The following is a 17337-nucleotide window of genomic DNA, read 5'->3' as shown; positions in this document are numbered from 1 at the left end:
GCTTGATGTAGAGACGGAACAGGCGGCTCCGAAGGCTTCGCATATGTCCGGGCGCTCAGTCCTTCCCAGCGCCCTTCGGCGGCCCCTCTCCACCCATGGGTGACAGCGCCGCGGTCAGCACACCGGCCTGCTCGTGCGGCATCTTGTCGCGCGGCGAGCGGTAGTACTGCATGGGCGAGTGGTGCAGGAAGTTCGACACGCGGCTCGTGTAGAGACACGCGTACTGCTCCACCTGGTACCCGAAGCGGCTGTTCTCGTTGCCCTCCTTGAACAGCAGGCCCCAGTACGGGTTGAAGCCTTCCTCCACGTCCTGCTCCAACGTGTCGGCAATCTCGCTCGCTTCCTTCATCGCGCGGCGCATCCGGTCCAGCTCGGCCTTCGTCTGCTTGCGCAGCTCTTCCGCCTGCACCCGCTCGTCCTTCGTCAGCGGCTCGCGCTCCAGACGGCGCTCCAGCGTGTTGAGCAGCGTCTTGTGGTGGTTCACTTCATCGTCCAGACGCTCGCGCACCCGCTCCACCTGCGACAGTGTCTCAATCTCCTCCTGCCGCGAGTCGGTGTACGTGATTTCGTCCTCGATCTCCTGCACCACCATGCACGTGCGCCACAGCGACGACTTCTTCGACTTCAGGATGTCGCCGTAGATGTGGTCTCCCACGTAGAGGATGTTCTCCCCGCGGTAGCCCGTCAGCTCCTCGAAGCGCGGCAGGTTGCCGCCCGAGTACACCTTGCCCCGGTCCAGCGAGCTCGCCTCGCCGATGACGCGGCCCTCTTCGGTGCTCGGGTCCAACTCCAGGAAGGGACGCCCCTCCGCGAAGAAGCCCGGCTTGCCCGCCGCCGTCACCACCACGTCGAAGTAGTTCCTCCAGCTCGGGTACTCCGCGAGCTGCCCGTCCAGGAGGTACTTCATCACCGCGTCCGTGTAGTCCCACGCCGAGTTCGTCAGCAGGAACAGGCGCTTCCCTCCCGAGCGCAGCTTGTGCAACGCCGGCCCCAGCTCCGGGTCCAGGAACACGTAGCGGCCCAGGTCCTTGCGCACCTCGCGCTTGAGCGAGTTGTCCCGGTGAATCGTGTCGATGGCCTCGCGGATGTCGTCGTACAGCTTCCCGTAGTCCACGCGCTGCCCGAGCGACTCCATCAGCTCGATGATGCCCGCGAAGAGGCACGTCTCCGGCAACGCGAAGAGCGTGTCGTTCCACGCGAACTGGGGGTTGCGCAGGCGCACGCGCTTGTTGCGGTACAGCTCGCGCCACACCTCCGGCTTCAGCGGACGCAGCCCGTGGAACGCGCGGCCCACGTGGCCGAAGCGGTCCATCTTCAGGATGTTGCCGTTCAGCCGGTCCACCGCCAGCCCGCGCATCACGAAGTGATGGTCATAGAGCAGGCCGCCCACCATCGGCGGGTAGCCGTACTCCGTCACCAGCTTCGCCAACGTCATGTCGAACGAGAGCTGCTCCAGCCGGCGCATGTGGTAGATGGCCAGCGTGTAGTCCATGTCGAAGCCGATGAGCTCCACGCTCGACATGCGCAGGTTGCGGTTGACGAACACCTCCCGCGCCCGGGGCACCACGTCATGCCGATGCCGATCCCGATGCAGCGCAATCAGCTCGGCGAGCGCCTCCTCGTTCATCAGCTCGTGGGCACGCTTCGTGGCGTTCACCGCCCGGGCCTGGTTGAGAGGTGAACGAAAGCTCCCGTGAAGCGGGTCCTGCATGGGCCCGCCGGGGATGGGGTGGAAGGGAGAGAGAGTCTGGGACACGGGACACCAACACATAGCATGCGCATCCCTCCCCGGCGCGGTCCTTGCGGGGTAAGAAGAGGGCGTGGCACGCTCCCTGTCCCCGATGCGCTCGACCGTCCGACGCCAGCCCTCCGAGAATGCCGAGGAGGTCCATGTGCGCCTGTCCGCCCGGATCTCCGCGCTCGAAGACAGGGTGCGTCTCCTGGAGGCCCGGCTCCGCATGAATGTGAGCGCGAGCACCTCCCGGCCCGCCGCTCGCCAGGCCCCTCGGACGGCGAGCGAGCCCACGCGGGCAGTCCCCGCTCGCGCGCGGCCCCGCTGCCCCGGCTGCACCCTGGAGCTCCCCAAGGGCCGACGCGGTGAGTCGTGCGTCTGGTGTGGCTTCGTCTTCTCCGCCGTATCCCGGCGCCGCCCGGCGCGGAAGAAGCGATGAGCGCCACGTACCGGCTGACAGGCCGCATCGAGACCGGCGAGCTCGCGGAGCTGTACGAGGGCCTCCAGCTCCCCGCGAGCGAAGTGGTGGTGAAGCTCTTCCACCCCAAGACGTCGGACCCGGCCTACGCGCTGGACCTCGCGGAGACGACGCGGCTGCTCCAGTCCGTGCGCCACCCCGGCATCCTCCACGTGGTGGACATCGGCGTGGTGCGCCAGCGGCTCGCCGTGGTGCGCGAGGACCTGGATGGCTTCACGCTCGGCCTCGCGCTGCAGCGGCTCCACACCAAGGAGGTGGTGCTGCCGCACGCGGTGGCGCTCCACATCGTCATCCAGTTGCTGGAGGCCGTGCAGCAGGCGCATGAGGCCGGCGTCCTCCACGGCGCCCTCACGCCGGGCAACGTGGTGCTGTCGCGCGACGGCACGCCCGCGGTGTGCGACTTCGGCGCGCTGCGTGCCCTCATGGCGGTGCCGCAGTTGCGGCGCGCGTTTGGCAACCGCGGCCGTGGCACGTACCGCGCCCCCGAGGTGACGCGCGGCGAGGCCCACACCGAGCAGTCCGATGTCTACTCGCTGGGAGCCATCGCGTACGAGTTGCTCACCCAGCGCGAGCCCGTGGTGGCGGGAGGCGGAGGTGTCTCCACGCGCCGCGCCGAGGCGCTGCCTCCGCCCAGCCGGGTGGACCGGCGCATCAATGCGCGCCTGGACCCGCTCATCCTCCGCGCGATGGACGCGAGCCCGCAGCGGCGCTTCCGCTCGTGCGGAGAGTTCGCGGCCTCGCTGCGCAACTTCCTCGCGGCCAGCGGCGGCATGCCGACGGCGGACGACGTGCGCCGCTTCGTGGGAGAGCTGTTCCCCAACGAGGTGAGCCTCGCTGGCATGGTGGGGCCCGCGCCGTTCAAGGAGACCTTCACCCTGGAGCCCATCTCCGGCGCGGAGATGGACGACCTCCACGCCGAGGAGCCCGAGGCCTCCATCATCCAGCGCGCGCCCTTCAGCCGCTCGCTCTCGGAGGACGAGGCCGGCGCGGAAACGCAGGACTCCGCCACGCCCGCCTTCGAGGAGTACCGCCCGGAGGACTACGAGCCGGAGCCGGCGGCGCCCCCCTCGCGCGCCCGAGCGCCCGAGCGGAAGGAGGCTCCGGCCGAGGAAGGGGAGGACACCGGACCGGGACAGGCGGGGCCGCTGGAGCTCGGCTGGGAGGCGCCTCCGGGCGCGGCTCCGCCGAAGCCTCGCAAGCAGCTCGTCCCGCAGGGCGGCGCCAACGGACAGCAGCCCACGCGCGCCGGCGCGCGCAACGCACGCATCCGCTCGGTGGAGGACTTCTCCGGCCCGAGCCCGTCCGAGGACGACGAGGAGCTGTCCGTCTCCGTCTCCACGTCCGGCCGCCGCACCGTCCGGCCGCGCCGCCCGGCCGCCGAGCGCGCTCCGCGCCCGCTGCCCGAGCCGTTCTCCGCGTCCGTCCGCGCTGGTACGAAGGAGCGCGACGACATCGCCAGGCCGCCGCCTTCCGAGCCGGCCATCTCCGCGGCGCAGCGGGCGATGACGGTGGAGGAGAACCTGTCTCGCACCACCCGCCGGCGCGGGAAGTTGATGGCCATTGCCGGCGTGCTGGCGCTGGTGGGCGTGTTCAGCTTCGTGCTCGCCGCGTGGCGCCTCGGCGGACAACCCGAGGAGGGCGGTCCCCCCAACCGGGACCCGGAGCTCGCGGTCCAGCCGTCCGAAGCGCCGGTGCCTCCGGAGCCCGAGCCGGTGCCCCAGCCTTCGCCTCCCGAGCCCGTGCGGCCTCCGGAGTCCGTCCATGCGGCCGCCGCGCAGGATACGGCTCCGGCGGAGGAGGAGGACGTCTCCGAGGCGAAGCTGCCGCCGAAGTCCCAGCGCGCGTACCTCACCATCTCCTCCAACGTGCCCGCGCGCGTGTACATCGACGGAGAGAGGGTGAGCCGGCACGCGCCGCTGTCCCGCCTCCCCATCAAGGCCGGGACGCGGCTCATCCGGCTGGTGTCCATCGCCACCGGCGAGGCCCAGGACTCGGAGTTGCGCTTCGCGCGCGGGCAACATCGCAAGTTGGTGGTGAACTTCGTCAACACTCCAAGACGGTGACTCCATGGACCGGACCCGCATCTTCGTCGTCGAGGACCAGCCGCAGCTCCTGAAGAACCTGGTCAAGGTGCTGGGCACCTTCCCGGAGCTGGAGGTGGTGGGCACGTCGCAGGAGGGCGAGGCCGCGGTGGAGGCCATCCTCGAGGTGCGGCCGCAGCTCGTGCTGCTGGACCTGGAGCTGCCCGGCATCAACGGCATCCAGGTGACGCAGCGGGTGAAGCGCCGCGCGCCCGAGGTGGAAATCCTCATCCTCACGTCGTTCGACGACGAGCAGAAGGTCTACGAGGCCATCCAGGCCGGCGCGTCCGGCTACCTCGTGAAGCGGGTGGGGCCGGAGAAGATTCGCTCCGGCATCCAGGAGGTGATGGAGGGCGGCACGGTGCTGGAGCCCATCATCGCCCGCCGCTTCTGGAACTACTTCCAGTCCGTGCAGGCGAAGCCGGCGCCGGAGAAGAAGGCGGAGAACCCCTGGAGCCTCACCCCCACGGAGTTCGAGGTGCTGAGGTTCGTGGCCAAGGGCCTGTCCAACGCCGAGGTGGGGCAGGTGATGACGCTGGAGCGGCGCACCGTGCGGACCCACCTGTCACATATCTACCGGAAGATGGGCGTCAATTCGCACGTGGAAGCCGTCGTGATGGCCCTGCGTGCGGGCGTCGTGGATCTATAGCCGCGCTCTATGTACTTTGGGGGCCTATGCGCAAGGCTTCCCAAGTCACTGCCCCCGCTCGCGCGGCGGATCCCGCCCTCGAGTCCCTGTTCGACGTGCACGAGGCGACGCTGCCCAATGGCCTCCAGGTGCGCCTCCTGGCCAACCACCAGGCCCCGGTGGTCAGCCTCTACACCTTCTTCCAGGTCGGCAGCCGCAACGAGCGGCCCGGCATCACCGGCATCAGCCACCTCTTCGAGCACATGATGTTCAACGGGGCGAAGAAGTACGGCCCCAAGATGTTCGACAAGACGCTGGAGTCCAACGGCGGCCGCTCCAACGCGTACACCTCCAATGACATGACGGTGTACTACGACGACTTCGCCGCCGACTCGCTGGAGACGGTGCTCGACCTCGAGTCGGACCGGATGCGTTCGCTGCGCATCTCCCAGGACACGCTGACCAGCGAGCGCGAGGTGGTGAAGGAGGAGCGCCGCGTCCGCGTGGACAACGACATCGCGGGCATCATGGACGAGGAGCTGGGCACGCTCGTCTACAAGGCGCACCCGTACCGCTGGCCCGTCATCGGGTGGATGGCGGACATCGAGAACATCACCCGCGAGGACTGCCAGGAGTACTTCCGCACGTACTACGCGCCCAACAACGCGGTGCTCTACATCGTCGGGGACATCGACCCGAAGAAGACGCTGGCGCTGGTGCGCAAGTACTACGGCGACATTCCGCGCGGCCCCGCACCGGCCAAGGTGCTCAACGCGGAGCCGGAGCAGAAGGGTGAGCGCCGCGCGCAGGTGCGCCACCCCGCGCAGTCGCCCGCGCTGATGATTGGCTTCCGCGGCCCGTCCGCGCGCGAGGACGACACCTTCACCCTGGACGTGGCGCAGTACGTGCTGACGAAGGGCGAGGGGAGCCGGTTGGTGCGCTCGCTGGTGTACGAGCAGAAGCTGGCCGTCTCCATCATGCTCGACTGGAGCTGGCGCATCGACCCGGGCACCATCCTGTTCTACCTGGAGCTGAAGCCGGACTCCGACCCGCGGACGGTGGAGGCCGCGCTGTACGCGGAGCTGGAGAAGATGGCCCGCGAGGGCATCACGGACCGCGAGCTGCAGAAGGCGCAGAACAACCTGCGCGCGGACCACATGCGCGAGCTGGCCACCAACAACGGCCGCGCCCATGCGCTCGGCCACTACGAGGCGCTGCTGGGTGACTGGCGCCGCCTGCTCACGCTGCCCTCCGCGTACACGTCGATTACCAACGACATGGTGAAGGCCGTGGCCGCGAAGTACTTCGCCCCCGAGCGTCGCTCCGTGGTGACGCTGCTGCCCGCGCCCTCCGAGGCCTGAGCCGGCCCGACAAGGAAAGCCCCTACCACATGGCCTCTCGCAAGAGCCCTTCCCTGAAGACCTCCGTGAAGTCCACCGTCGCCCGCGCCGTGAAGGCACCGGTCCGGGCCCTCAAGCGCGCCACGCGCAAGGCGCCCGCGTCCGGCCGCACGGCCACGCCTCGCAAGGCGCAGGCTGCGTCCACCGGCGCGCTGAAGCTGCCCACGCTGCACGAGAGCACGACGTCCAGCGGCCTGAAGGTCATTGCCGCCGAGCGCGGCCCGCTGCCCTTGGTGTCCATGCGGCTGGTGCTGCGCGCCGGCAGCGCCACCGACCCCGCGGGCAAGCACGGCCTCGCGGACTTCACCGCCCGGCTGCTGCGCCGGGGGACGCGCCGCCTCACCGCGCAGCAGATTGACGAGACGGTGGAGTTCGTCGGCGCCAGCCTCGGCGTGGGCGTGGGCGAGGACACGATGTCCATCGCCCTCACCACGCCGGCCGAGCACTTCGCCCAGATGCTGGGCGTGCTGGGCCAGCTGGTGCGCGAGCCGTCCTTCCCGCAGTCCGAGGTGGACGACGCGCGCGAGCGTGCGCTGGCGCAGTTCTCGAATGATTTGGACGACCCGTCCGTCATCGCCGACCGGGCGATGGTGCGCGCGCTGTGGGGTGACCACCCGTACGGGCACGACGTGGGTGGCTCGAAGCGGACGGTGAGCACCTTCACGCGCGACGACGTGGTGCGCTTCCACCAGGAGCGCATGGGGCCGAAGGTGGCCATGCTCGTCGTGGTGGGCGCGGTGAAGCCGGAGCGCGTGGTGGCCGCCGCGGAGGAGGCCTTCGTCGGCTGGACGGGCGGGCCGGATGCGCCCCCCACGGTGCCTCCGGTGAAGAAGATTCCGGGCGCCGGGCGCGTGCTGGTGGTGGACAAGCCGGACCAGACGCAGTCGCAGGTGCGCATCGGTGGCCCCGGCTTCCGCATGGGCCACGAGGACTACTTCCCGGCCACGGCGATGAACATCGCGCTGGGCGGCGGCTTCACGTCGCGGCTGATGAACGAGATTCGCGTCAACCGCGGCCTCACGTACGGCGTCAGCTCGTGGTTCGACGCGATGAACGCCGGTGGCGTCTTCGCGCTGTCCACCTTCACGAAGACGGCCTCCACGCGCGAAATCATCGACGTGGCCCTGGGGGAGATTGGCAGCGTGCGCGAGAAGGGGCTCAAGCCGCGCGAGCTGGCCGATGCGCAGGCGTACCTGGCGGGCCTCTACCCGCTGCGCACGGAGACGAACGAGTCCATCGCCGGCAGCATCGCGGACACGCGCGTGCACGGGCTGGGCGATGACTGGGTGGAGAAGTTTCGGGACAGGCTGCGCGCGGTGACGCCGAAGCAGGTGGCCGCGGCGGCGAAGAAGTACTGCCTGCCGGAGGCGCCCGCCATCGTCGTGCTCGGCCGCGCGGACGAGGTGAAGAAGCACCTCAAGGGCCTGGGCCCCATCTCCGTCGTGCCCGCGTCGGAGTACGAGTGACGGACGCCCGCATCCTCTTCGAGGGCGGGGGCGTGCTCGTCGTGGACAAGCCGCCCGGGGTGCCGGTCATCCCCGGGCGTGACGGCGGCCACTCGCTGCGAGACGCGCTGGAGTCGCAGCGGGGCCAGAAGGTCTTCGTGGTGCACCGCCTGGACAGGGACACGTCCGGTGTCCTCGTCTTCGCGCTGGACGCGGCGGTGCACCGCGCGCTCTCCGTGGCCTTCGAGTCCGGCAAGGTGCGCAAGCGCTACCTGGCGCTGGTGGAGGGCCGGGTGGAGGCGCCGCGCATGGTGGACGCGCCGCTGGTGGCCGCGCGCAAGGGACGCATGCGCGTGGCGCGGCCGGGAGACACCGACGCCAAGGCCTCGCGCACGCGGGTGCGGCCGGTGGAGACCTTCGAGCGCGCGTCGCTGGTGGAGGCCGAGCCGCTCACCGGGCGCACGCACCAGATTCGCGTGCACCTCTTGTCCCTCGGACACCCGCTGCTGGTGGACCACCAGTACGGCCGAGACACGCCGCTGACGGAGAAGGACCTCGGCGGGGAAGGGGAGGTGGTGGTGCTCGCCCGGACGCCGCTGCATGCGGCTCGCGTGGAATGGCCGGCGCTGCCCGGTGTGCCGGCTCGCGCGGTGGAGGCGCCGCTGCCCGAGGACATGCAGCGCGCGCGGGAGCTGCTGCGACGCGGGGCGGCTACTCCACCTTGAAGCCGTTGCTGGTGCCCTGCGCGCCGTAGGCGTCCGTCACGGTGAGCTTCACGTTGGCGCCTCGCGCCTTCACCGTGACCGCCTGCGTGCAGAGCCCATTGTCGAAGGGGCCCAGCTTGAGGGGGCTCACGGCGCCGGTCTTGTTCACGGTCAGCTCCACGCTGTCCTGGAAGTGTGCCGCGCGCGGCCCGATGGCGCGGACGGTGACCATGAAGGGCGCGCCCCACGTCTGGTCTCCCACGGCATCCAGCTCGAAGCCGGTGATGTCTCCGGGGCGTATCGGGTCATTGGGGCCGAGCCCGCCGTCCTCGGGTTGCTCCACGCCCGCGTCGCCGCCTCCGGGCGACAGGCCTCCGTCTTCCATGGTGCCTGCGTCCGTGAGGACGAGCGGGCCCGCGTCCTCGGGCTCCTGGATTCCGGAGTCCGGTCCCGAGGGGGGCCATGGCTCACCGGCTCCGGAAATGAGGCTGAGGACGGAGGAGCGGGTCGCCTCGCGCCCATCGGAGAGCGCGACGCGGACGTCGTAGCTGCCGGTGTCGAGCACCTCCGGCACCACGACAGTCAATGTGCCGTCCTGCTCCACCCACTGGACCGGGGCCTGCTCGGAGCCAATCCACACCCGCGCGGCGTCGGTGGTGACCTGCTCCTCGCCGTAGTCCACGCGGACGGGAATCACCGCGTCGAGGGACACCCGGACGGGGCTGCGCTGCGCGGCGGGGAGGTCGCGCGGCACGATGACCTGGTTGGGCGTGACGGAGAGGATGTCCGGGTTGGGCAGCGACGAGCTGGAGTCGCAGGCCGATAGCAGGGCGGCAATGAGCAGCGCGCTGACCCGGCTCGGGCTCATGGCTCGAACCTCACGCCCAGGAGCCCGCTCAGGCCGCCGAGCTGCGCGTCCAGCCACGGCGTGCGCGCGGGCGCCCAGGCGCCACGCAACTCCGCCAGCGCGCTCCAGCGCCCGAGTCGGACCGCTCCCTGTACGGAGAGAAAGCCCATCCCCGCCAGCTTGCTCTCTTTCACATCTTCCTGGAAGTCGCTCCGCAGTCGGTGGCGGAAAGGCAGGACTCCGCCGCCTGCTCGCCCGTACAGGGAGAGCGCGGCACGCTGGAAAATGACAGCGCGCACCGAGGCGAGCATCGGCACCGCCAGCACCCGCGAGCGCACCGCGCCCAGCGAGTCCAGGCGCCCGTCGAAGGTGGCGGTGCGCAGGCCTGCCTCGAGCTCGGCGGCGAAGCGGCCCTCCCACCACGGCGGCACGAGGGAGACACCCACCGCGCCGGTAGGACCCGTGTTCGCCCCGCCCGCGAAGGCGCCACCCGCGAGCGCGAAGACGGAGGGGCGCCAGTGGCCTGCCGGCGAGGGGGGCGGTGGCGTGGGGCGGGGAACGTCAGGCAGAGGAGGCGTCACCGTGGGAGGCGTAACCACCACGGACACCGGCTTCGGAAGGACAGCCACCGTGGCGCGCGCCCGGTCCTCGCGCCCCTTGCGGCGCACCGTCACGCTGACAGTCGTGGCGTCCGGCTCGGGGGTGACGCGATAGCGCAGAGGTGGCTCGTCAGGCAGCGCGAGCGCGTCCTCCTCGCGGGCCGTTTCGCCCGACGTCATCGCGGCGGCGAGAAGAGGCTGTCGGCGTGAGCGCGGGTCCGCTCGACCCGACGTGGCCGCGCCCATGGAGGACGCAGCCTGCGACGCCGTGCCTTCAGACTCCAGCTCCCGGACCACCTCGTGCAGCCTCTCGACGGACACCGCGGCGCCGTCGATGGAGATCTCCACCGCGCTCGCGCGGAACGCCTCGTCGTCGACGGACAGCGTCGCACCCTCGGCGGACACCTCCAGCTCCTCCGGGGCGAGGCCTTCCTCACCGGCCACGAGGAGCCAACCGCTGCCTTCGGAGGGAAGCGGCGACGGAGTGAGTGCCGCGACGAGCGGCGCCTCCTGCGGCGGGTCCAGCGGAATCACCGCGCGGGTGCGCAGCGTGTCCCGCGTGGCCAGCACGTTCGCGGAGCGCACCCCCGGAGGCACCTCCACCGGCACGCGCGCATGGCCCTGGGCATCCGCCAGGACCGGACCGAAGCGCCTGCCGCCCACCTCCACCACCACGCTGGCTTCGGCGTCGGTGGACACATCCAGTTGCGTCTTGCCCAGCAGGGGAATCCGGACGACGGCCCACTCCGGCGGTGGCGCCGCGGAGGCCTTCGCCCCGTCTTCAATCCAGAAGGCGAGCACCGCCACCAGCGGATGACGCACGGCCGGGGGCGTCCACTGGAAGGCGCGCACCTCGCCACCTTCCACCCGCTCCTGGGAGAAGGTCCCGGAGGAGGCCGCGCCGCGCACCGGACCGGAGTCCGGAGGGACGCGCACCTCCACCGTCACCCGTAAGTCCTGCCCCAGCACCACCCGCTCCGGAGTCCAGGACACCGAGACCCCGGGCGGGGCCGCCCACACCGGGGCGGCGAGGAGCAGCAGGAAGAGGGGGAGGGGACGCATGCTCACGGACCGTGGCATCGACTTCATCCCCTCCATCCCGAACCGGTCAACCCTCGGTGGGGGCCGGAGCCTCTCCCTCAGCCGCGGGCCCGGTCGACGCCTCGGGGGACTGGGGAGGAAGCGGCTTGTCCGCGGGCCCGGTGTTGCGGGCGTTGGGCGGGCTGAACGCCGGCTTCTCCGCCGGAGCGCCGCCGCGGCCGTGCACCAGCGTCTTCGTGTCGGTGCGGAAGGTGATGTCCACCTTGTCGCCGCGTACCGCCGTCACGAAGCCCGCGCCGAACGTTGGATGCTGGATGACCTGGTCCACCTGGTAGGTGTCCTTCGGGCTGTACTTCATCGCGTGGGCGGTGTCCTTGCCGGCGAGCTGCTCGTCGAAGGAGATGACCACCTTCTCCACCTTGGCCGCGGCCGAGGAGGAGGACGACGCCCGGGACGCGCGCGCGCTGCTGCTGGACGAGGACGGGCGGTCCGTCATGCCCGGTGCCGCGCGGTACGCGTGGTCCCCGCCACAGGTATTGCAGCGCACCCGCGCAATCTTCGTTCCCACCATCGCCAGGATGGTGTGCGCGAGAGTGAGCTTGCAGCGGGTGCACTGGGCGTCCACCTCGCCGCCGACCTTATGAGTTGCCATGTTCGTCTGTTTCTCGGCCCGGGCTTGGAGTCCCCAGGCAGTGAGTCAAGATTAAGGGGCGCGGAACATAAACGCTTCGCTTCACGGGGAGGAAGCGTCTTCGACGCCTGTCTCCCCACCGGCCTCCGGAGTCATCACTTCGCTTGCACCTGACGCCCGGTCAGTCAAGAGTAGGTTTCACACCGCATGACCACGCAGACCCCCAGCAGCCCGACCCGCGAACCCGGATTCTTCCACCAATCCGTGGCCAACTTCGGTAAGGGCCTCATCGATGTCGTCAGCACCCTCGGGGGGCTGGCAACCCTGGGGTTGGACGTGTTCCGGTGGGCCGTCCGGCCTCCCTACCGGCTGGCCAACCTCTTCGCCCAGCTCGACTTCGTGGGTGTGGGCTCCATCTTCATCGTGGGCCTGACGGGCACCTTCACCGGAATGGTGTTCGCCCTCCAGACGTCCACCGCCTTCGCCCTCTTCGACGCCGAGAGCCTCGTGGGTCCCACGGTGGCGCTGACGCTCACCCGCGAGCTGGCCTCCGTGTTCTCCGCGCTCATGGTGACGATGCGCGCCGGCTCCGCCATGTGCACCGAGCTGGGCACCATGCGCGTCACCGAGCAGGTGGACGCCCTGGAGACCATGGCCGTCAACCCGGTGCAGTACCTGCTCGTCCCGCGGGTGCTGGCCGGACTGCTCATGGTGCCGGCGCTCACCATGCTCTTCAACACCACGGGTATGGCGGGCGCCTACCTCGTGGCGGTGGGGGCCCTGGGCATCTCTCCCGGTACGTTCCTCTCGCGCACGCAGCAGTGGATGGCGCCGATGGACATCTACGAGGGCCTGGTGAAGGGGGCGGTGTTCGGCCTCGCGGTGGCTCTCATCTGCTGCTTCAAGGGCTACAACGCGTCCGGCGGTGCGAAGGGCGTGGGCCAGGCCACCACCGAGGCCATGGTCGCCAGCGCGCTGTCCATCTTCATCCTCGACTTCATCCTCGGATTGCTCTGGCACTGACTGATGGAGGCTCCAGCGCCCACCCGCGAGGGCTCCGGCCCCGCCGCGTCCCCGTCCACGACGCCGATGATTGAAATCGTGGACCTGCACAAGACCTTCGGCGAGACGAAGGTCCTCACCGGCATCAACCTCAAGGTGCCCGCCGGGAGCACGTGCGTCATCCTCGGTGGCTCCGGCTCCGGCAAGACGGTGCTGATGAAGCACATGATCGGCCTGCTCAAGCCGGACAGCGGCAAGGTCATCATCGATGGGGAGGACATCGTCCCCATGAGCGTCACGCAGCTCCAGCAGGTCCGGAACAAGTTCGGCATGGTGTTCCAGGCCGCGGCGCTGTTCGACTCGATGACGGTGTTCGAGAACGTCGCCTTCCCCCTGCGCGAGCACACGAAGGACTCCGAGGACGTCATCCGCCAGAAGGTGCGCGCCCGGCTGGACCTGATGGGCCTCAAGCAGGCGGTGGAGGGCAAGTTCCCCGCGGACCTGTCCGGCGGCATGCGCAAGCGCGTGGGCCTGGCCCGCGCCACGATTCTCGGCCCCAAGATCGTCCTCTACGACGAGCCCACCACCGGCCTGGATCCCATCACCACGGACTACGTGGACGACATGATCCTGGCCGCGCAGAAGGGGCTGGGGGTCACCAGCGTGGTGATCAGCCATGACATCGCCTCCGCCTTCAACGTGGCGGACCAGATTGCCTTCCTCTCCAAGGGCGTCATCGTGGAGAACGGGCCTCCGGAGCAACTCCGCGAGTCCCAGCACCCCGCGGTGAAGGTCTTCCTGGAGACCTGGTTCGGAAAGAACTGAGCCGGGGTTCAGGTGGGAGGGCAGGGTGCCCCCCTCAGGAAAAGGTGGCACTCCGGATGCAAAACGTTAGAGTCGCGCCCGGCCGGTAGCCCTCGGAGTCACATCAGGTGAAGAAGCTCGTCACGCCCTTCCGTGTTGGCCTGCTGGTCATCGCCGCGGGAGCCTTTTTCATCACCTTCGTCCTGTTCGCCAAGAAGGGCGGACTGAGTGAGAGCGAGTCGCTCCGCGTCTGGGCGTACTTCCGCGACGCCTCGGGCCTCGCCGTGCGCGGCCGCGTGCAGATCGCCGGCATCCCGGTGGGAGAGATCGACGAGATCACCCTCGAGGGGACGCGCGCCAAGGTCTGGCTGAAGATCCGCAAGGACGTGGACCTGCGCGAGGACGCCGTCGTCACCAAGCGCTCGGAGTCGCTGCTCGGCGACTTCCTCCTGGACCTGAATCCCGGCACGGAGAACGCGCCGTCCATGGAGAACGGCGGGCAGATCCGCCGCGTCATCGACACCGCCGGCATGGAGGCGGTGTTCGAGTCGCTATCGCAGATCACCGCGGACATCCAACAGGTGACGGGCTCGCTGCGCGAGGTGCTGGGCGGGGAGAAGGGCCAGGGCTCGCTCCAGCGCATCGTCGAGAACCTCGTCCGCCTGTCGGACTCGGTGGACCAGACGGTGCGGCGCAACGCGGACCGGCTGGACATCATCGTCGGCAACGTGGAGGGCATCTCCGAGGACGTGCGCGGCATCACCCGCAGCAACTCCGCGGACGTGTCGCGCATCGTCGACAACATCGAGATGATCACCCGCGACGTGCGTGAGGTGCTCGCGAGCGTGAAGAACATCGTCGGCACGGGCGAGGGCGACGTGAAGGAGACCGTCGCCAGCCTGAAGCAGACGCTCAACAAGCTGGACAGCACGCTGGGCAACCTGGAGGAGATCACCCGCAAGGTGAAGGACGGGGAGGGCGCCGCGGGTGTGCTGCTGGCCGACGAGACGGTGGGCCGCGAGGTGCGCGAGACGGTGACGGACGTGGCCCGCTTCGCCGCCCGGCTCACCGACCTCCAGACGGAGGTGGGCATCCAGTCCACCTACCTCGCCGCCCAGGGCCGCTCGAAGAACGTCTTCTCCGTCCGCCTCATCCCCAAGCCGGACAAGTACTACCTGCTCGAGCTGGTGGACGACCCGCGCGGCACCGTGTCCACGCAGGTGGTGCAGACCAACCCGCCGTCCGAGGGCGACCCGGTCATCCAGACGCAGAAGGTGACCAAGGAGAGCCTGAAGATCAGCGCCCAGTTCGCCAAGCGCTGGTACTTCACCACCCTGCGCGTGGGCCTCATCGAGTCCACCGGTGGCGTGGGCGGCGACCTGCACTTCTTCGACGATGCGCTGACGCTCAAGCTGGACGCCTTCAACTTCGCGGCGGACGAGCTGCGCTACCCCCGCCTGCGCGCCACCCTGCGCGCACAGGCCTTCGACCACCTCTTCGTGGTGGCGGGCATGGACGACATCCTCAACGCCCAGCAGCGCGACCTGGCGACGCAGCGGCTGATTGCAGGCCGGGACTTCTTCGTCGGCGGCGGCCTCTTCTTCACCGACGACGACCTGAAGTCCATCCTCACCGTCGTGGGCGCGCCCACCCCCTGAAAGCCGCCGCTCGCCGCCCCGTGGACTCTTGACGGGGGACGGGAAAACACGTACCCGGCTACGGCACGGGGTTCCCGGGGAGCGCCGTGCTTTGTGACGGCATCTCTCCCCTCAGGAAGCTCGCATGTCCCTGCTCGTCGTCGGCTCCGTCGCTCTGGACTCCGTGGAAACCCCCTTCGGACGGAAGGAGGACATCCTCGGCGGCTCGGCCACCTACTTCTCCACGTCGGCCTCGTTCTTCACGCCGGCGCGCGTGGTGGCGGTGGTGGGCGAGGACTTCCCCGAGGCGCACCTCAACTTCCTGCGCGGCCGGGGCATCGACCTGGAGGGGCTCACCCGTGAGTCCGGGCGCACGTTCCGCTGGAAGGGCCGCTACGGCTACGAGCTGAACGAGGCGCAGACGCTGGACACCCAGCTCAACGTCTTCCAGGCCTTCTCGCCGAAGCTGCCGGAGTCCTACCGGGACACGCCGTACGTCTTCCTCGGCAACATCCACCCGGAGCTCCAGGCGCAGGTGCTGGACCAGGTCCGCGCCCCGAAGCTGGTGGCCGCGGACACGATGAACTTCTGGATCAACGGCAGCCGCGCCGCGCTGCTCAAGACGCTCAAGCGCGTCAACCTGCTCTTCGTCAACGACGCCGAGGCCCGGCAGCTGGCCGGAGAGCACAACGTGGTGAAGGCGGCCCGGGCGATTCTCGCCATGGGCCCCCAGCGCGTCGTCATCAAGCGCGGCGAGTACGGCGCGCTCCTCTTCGACCACGACCACATCTTCGCCTGCCCGGCCTTCCCCCTGGCCGAGGTGTTCGACCCTACCGGCGCGGGTGACACCTTCGCGGGCGGCTTCATGGGAGCGCTCGCCACCTCGTCGGGCGGCCCGGACGCGGCGGTGCTCCGCCGCGCCATGGTGATGGGCAGCGTCATGGCCTCCTTCACCGTGGAGAAGTTCAGCCTGGAGCGGCTGCGTGAAGTCACCCGCCCCGAAATCCACGCCCGCTTCGCCGAGTTCCGCACGCTCACCCATTTCGACGACCTGGGCCCGCTGGAGCGCTGATCCACCAGCCCTGGAGGGTGGGGAAAACCCCCACCCCACGAACTTGACGCTGGATTCATGCCGTCCCTAGGCTGCGGGACAGGAGCCGAAGCCGGAAGAAGGAACGGGGTTGAGCGAGAACCGAAAGCACACGCGGATCCCCACCCAGCTTCGGTGCTGGTGCGAGGGCGACAACGTCACGCTCTACGCGCGCATCACCAACCTGAGCGAGGGAGGGCTCTTCCTCAGGACGAGTACCCCCCTGGCCCGTGGCGCCCGAGCCGTTGTCCGGCTGACGCCCGGGGGAGATCCGGAGATCCACGCCCACGCCACAGTGGTATGGCTGCGGGAGGAGGAGGAGCGAGCCTTCCCGCCCGGCATGGGGTTGCGCTTCGAGTCGCTGGACGGCGAAACCCTGGGACGGCTCCGGCAGATGATCTCTCAGCAGAAGCAGAACCAGGTGAAGGTCGGCTGGGCCGGCTGAAGCCTGACCCGGTCCCCCCACCGAGGCCCTCATGCGTATCGCCGTCATCTCCGACATCCACTCCAACATCGAAGCGCTGACCGAGGTGCTCCGCGTCGCCGAGCACCAGAAGGTGGACCGCTTCGTCTCGCTGGGGGACATCGTCGGCTACGGGGCCTCGCCCAATCCGTGCTGCGACCTGGTCCGCTCGGTGGCGGAAGTCACCCTGCTGGGCAACCACGACGCGGCGGTGGCGGGGCGGATGGACTATTCGTACTACTACGACGCCGCCCGGCACGCGCTGGACTGGTCCGCCAACGTCCTCACCGACGAGAACATGGCGTGGCTGCGCAGCCTCCCGTACACGTACCGCATCGGCGACGTGGGCTTCTGCCACGGCTCGCCCATCGACCCGAAGGCGTACGAGTACATCTTCGCGCTGGAGCAGGCCCGCGAGCTGACGCCCTACGTGGCGGAGCTGCCCGAAGTGACGTTCATCGGCCACAGCCACCTGTGCCGCGCCTTCGCCATCGGCAATGGCGAGGTGAACGACGTGGTGGCCCAGAAGTTCGGCATCCGGAAGGGCTACAAGTACATCATCTCCGTGGGCAGCGTGGGCCAGCCGCGCGACTACGACAACCGGGCCTGCTTCGTCATCTGCGACACCGACGCGCGCACGGTGGAGTACGTCCGCGTGGAGTACGACATCGAGACGTCCGCCCAGAAGATCTTCGACGCGGACCTGGCGCTGAACTTCGGCAAGCGCCTGTTCCTCGGAGTCTGACGCGGCGGTG

General features: G+C 69.6%; 15 protein-coding genes. 11 read left to right on the top strand and 4 right to left on the bottom strand.

Going from position 1 to position 17337, the window contains the following annotated elements:
• Nucleotides 1-55 precede the first annotated feature (55 nt).
• Nucleotides 56-1771, bottom strand: coding sequence for an HAD-IG family 5'-nucleotidase (locus ACVTJA_RS27820; protein ID WP_465824049.1), 1716 nt, complete (start codon nt 1769-1771; stop codon nt 56-58).
• Nucleotides 1772-2167: 396 nt separating this feature from the next.
• Here ACVTJA_RS27820 and ACVTJA_RS27815 point away from each other — a divergent pair, with 396 nt between their 5' ends.
• The 5 genes from ACVTJA_RS27815 to ACVTJA_RS27795 are packed head-to-tail and all read left to right on the top strand — an operon-like array spanning nt 2168 to nt 8489.
• Nucleotides 2168-4273, top strand: a complete 2106-nt coding sequence (locus ACVTJA_RS27815) for a serine/threonine-protein kinase (protein WP_465824047.1) — start codon at nt 2168-2170, stop codon at nt 4271-4273.
• Nucleotides 4274-4277: 4 nt separating this feature from the next.
• Nucleotides 4278-4940, top strand: a complete 663-nt coding sequence (locus ACVTJA_RS27810; protein WP_465824045.1) for a response regulator — start codon at nt 4278-4280, stop codon at nt 4938-4940.
• 26 nt (nt 4941-4966) lie between these two features.
• Nucleotides 4967-6280, top strand: coding sequence for a M16 family metallopeptidase (locus ACVTJA_RS27805; protein ID WP_465824043.1), 1314 nt, complete (start codon nt 4967-4969; stop codon nt 6278-6280).
• 29 nt (nt 6281-6309) lie between these two features.
• Complete coding sequence (locus ACVTJA_RS27800) at nt 6310-7785, top strand: M16 family metallopeptidase (RefSeq protein ID WP_465824041.1); 1476 nt, start codon at nt 6310-6312, stop codon at nt 7783-7785.
• Nucleotides 7782-8489 carry an RluA family pseudouridine synthase gene (locus ACVTJA_RS27795; protein WP_465824039.1) on the top strand — a complete coding sequence of 236 codons (708 nt, stop codon included), beginning with the start codon at nt 7782-7784 and terminating at the stop codon, nt 8487-8489. Before ACVTJA_RS27800 ends, ACVTJA_RS27795 begins: the two co-directional genes overlap by 4 nt.
• Here ACVTJA_RS27795 and ACVTJA_RS27790 read toward each other — a convergent pair.
• From ACVTJA_RS27790 to ACVTJA_RS27780, 3 genes are read right to left on the bottom strand one after another with little or no spacing between them, the layout of a single operon-like run.
• Nucleotides 8476-9336, bottom strand: a complete 861-nt coding sequence (locus ACVTJA_RS27790; protein WP_465824037.1) for a hypothetical protein — start codon at nt 9334-9336, stop codon at nt 8476-8478. The two genes, ACVTJA_RS27795 and ACVTJA_RS27790, sit on opposite strands and share 14 nt — an antisense overlap.
• Complete coding sequence (locus tag ACVTJA_RS27785; RefSeq protein WP_465840529.1) at nt 9333-10976, bottom strand: hypothetical protein; 1644 nt, start codon at nt 10974-10976, stop codon at nt 9333-9335. The genes ACVTJA_RS27790 and ACVTJA_RS27785 overlap by 4 nt, the downstream gene beginning before the upstream one ends.
• A gap of 46 nt (nt 10977-11022) precedes the next feature.
• Nucleotides 11023-11607, bottom strand: a complete 585-nt coding sequence (locus ACVTJA_RS27780; protein WP_465824036.1) for a hypothetical protein — start codon at nt 11605-11607, stop codon at nt 11023-11025.
• 186 nt (nt 11608-11793) lie between these two features.
• Here ACVTJA_RS27780 and ACVTJA_RS27775 point away from each other — a divergent pair, with 186 nt between their 5' ends.
• The 6 genes from ACVTJA_RS27775 (at nt 11794) to ACVTJA_RS27750 (ending at nt 17327) form a co-directional block, all read left to right on the top strand.
• Nucleotides 11794-12609, top strand: a complete 816-nt coding sequence (locus tag ACVTJA_RS27775) for an MlaE family ABC transporter permease (RefSeq protein ID WP_465824034.1) — start codon at nt 11794-11796, stop codon at nt 12607-12609.
• A gap of 66 nt (nt 12610-12675) precedes the next feature.
• Nucleotides 12676-13413 (top strand): ABC transporter ATP-binding protein, encoded by a 738-nt coding sequence (locus ACVTJA_RS27770; RefSeq protein ID WP_465840527.1) that lies wholly within the window; start codon nt 12676-12678, stop codon nt 13411-13413.
• Between the two features lie 107 nt (nt 13414-13520).
• Nucleotides 13521-15050, top strand: a complete 1530-nt coding sequence (locus ACVTJA_RS27765; RefSeq protein WP_465824032.1) for an MlaD family protein — start codon at nt 13521-13523, stop codon at nt 15048-15050.
• 124 nt (nt 15051-15174) lie between these two features.
• The gene (locus ACVTJA_RS27760; protein WP_465824030.1) at nt 15175-16101 is read left to right on the top strand and encodes a PfkB family carbohydrate kinase; all 927 of its coding nucleotides are present in this window, start codon (nt 15175-15177) and stop codon (nt 16099-16101) included.
• Between the two features lie 109 nt (nt 16102-16210).
• Nucleotides 16211-16564: a TIGR02266 family protein gene (locus ACVTJA_RS27755; RefSeq protein WP_465824028.1), complete on the top strand. Its 354-nt coding sequence runs from the start codon at nt 16211-16213 to the stop codon at nt 16562-16564.
• Nucleotides 16565-16595: 31 nt separating this feature from the next.
• Nucleotides 16596-17327: a metallophosphoesterase family protein gene (locus ACVTJA_RS27750; RefSeq protein ID WP_465824026.1), complete on the top strand. Its 732-nt coding sequence runs from the start codon at nt 16596-16598 to the stop codon at nt 17325-17327.
• Nucleotides 17328-17337: the final 10 nt, after the last annotated feature.

This window comes from Pyxidicoccus sp. M6, from assembly GCF_055568925.1.
Note: the sequence above shows the minus strand (reverse complement) of the source record. Positions and strands in the feature narration are given on the sequence as shown.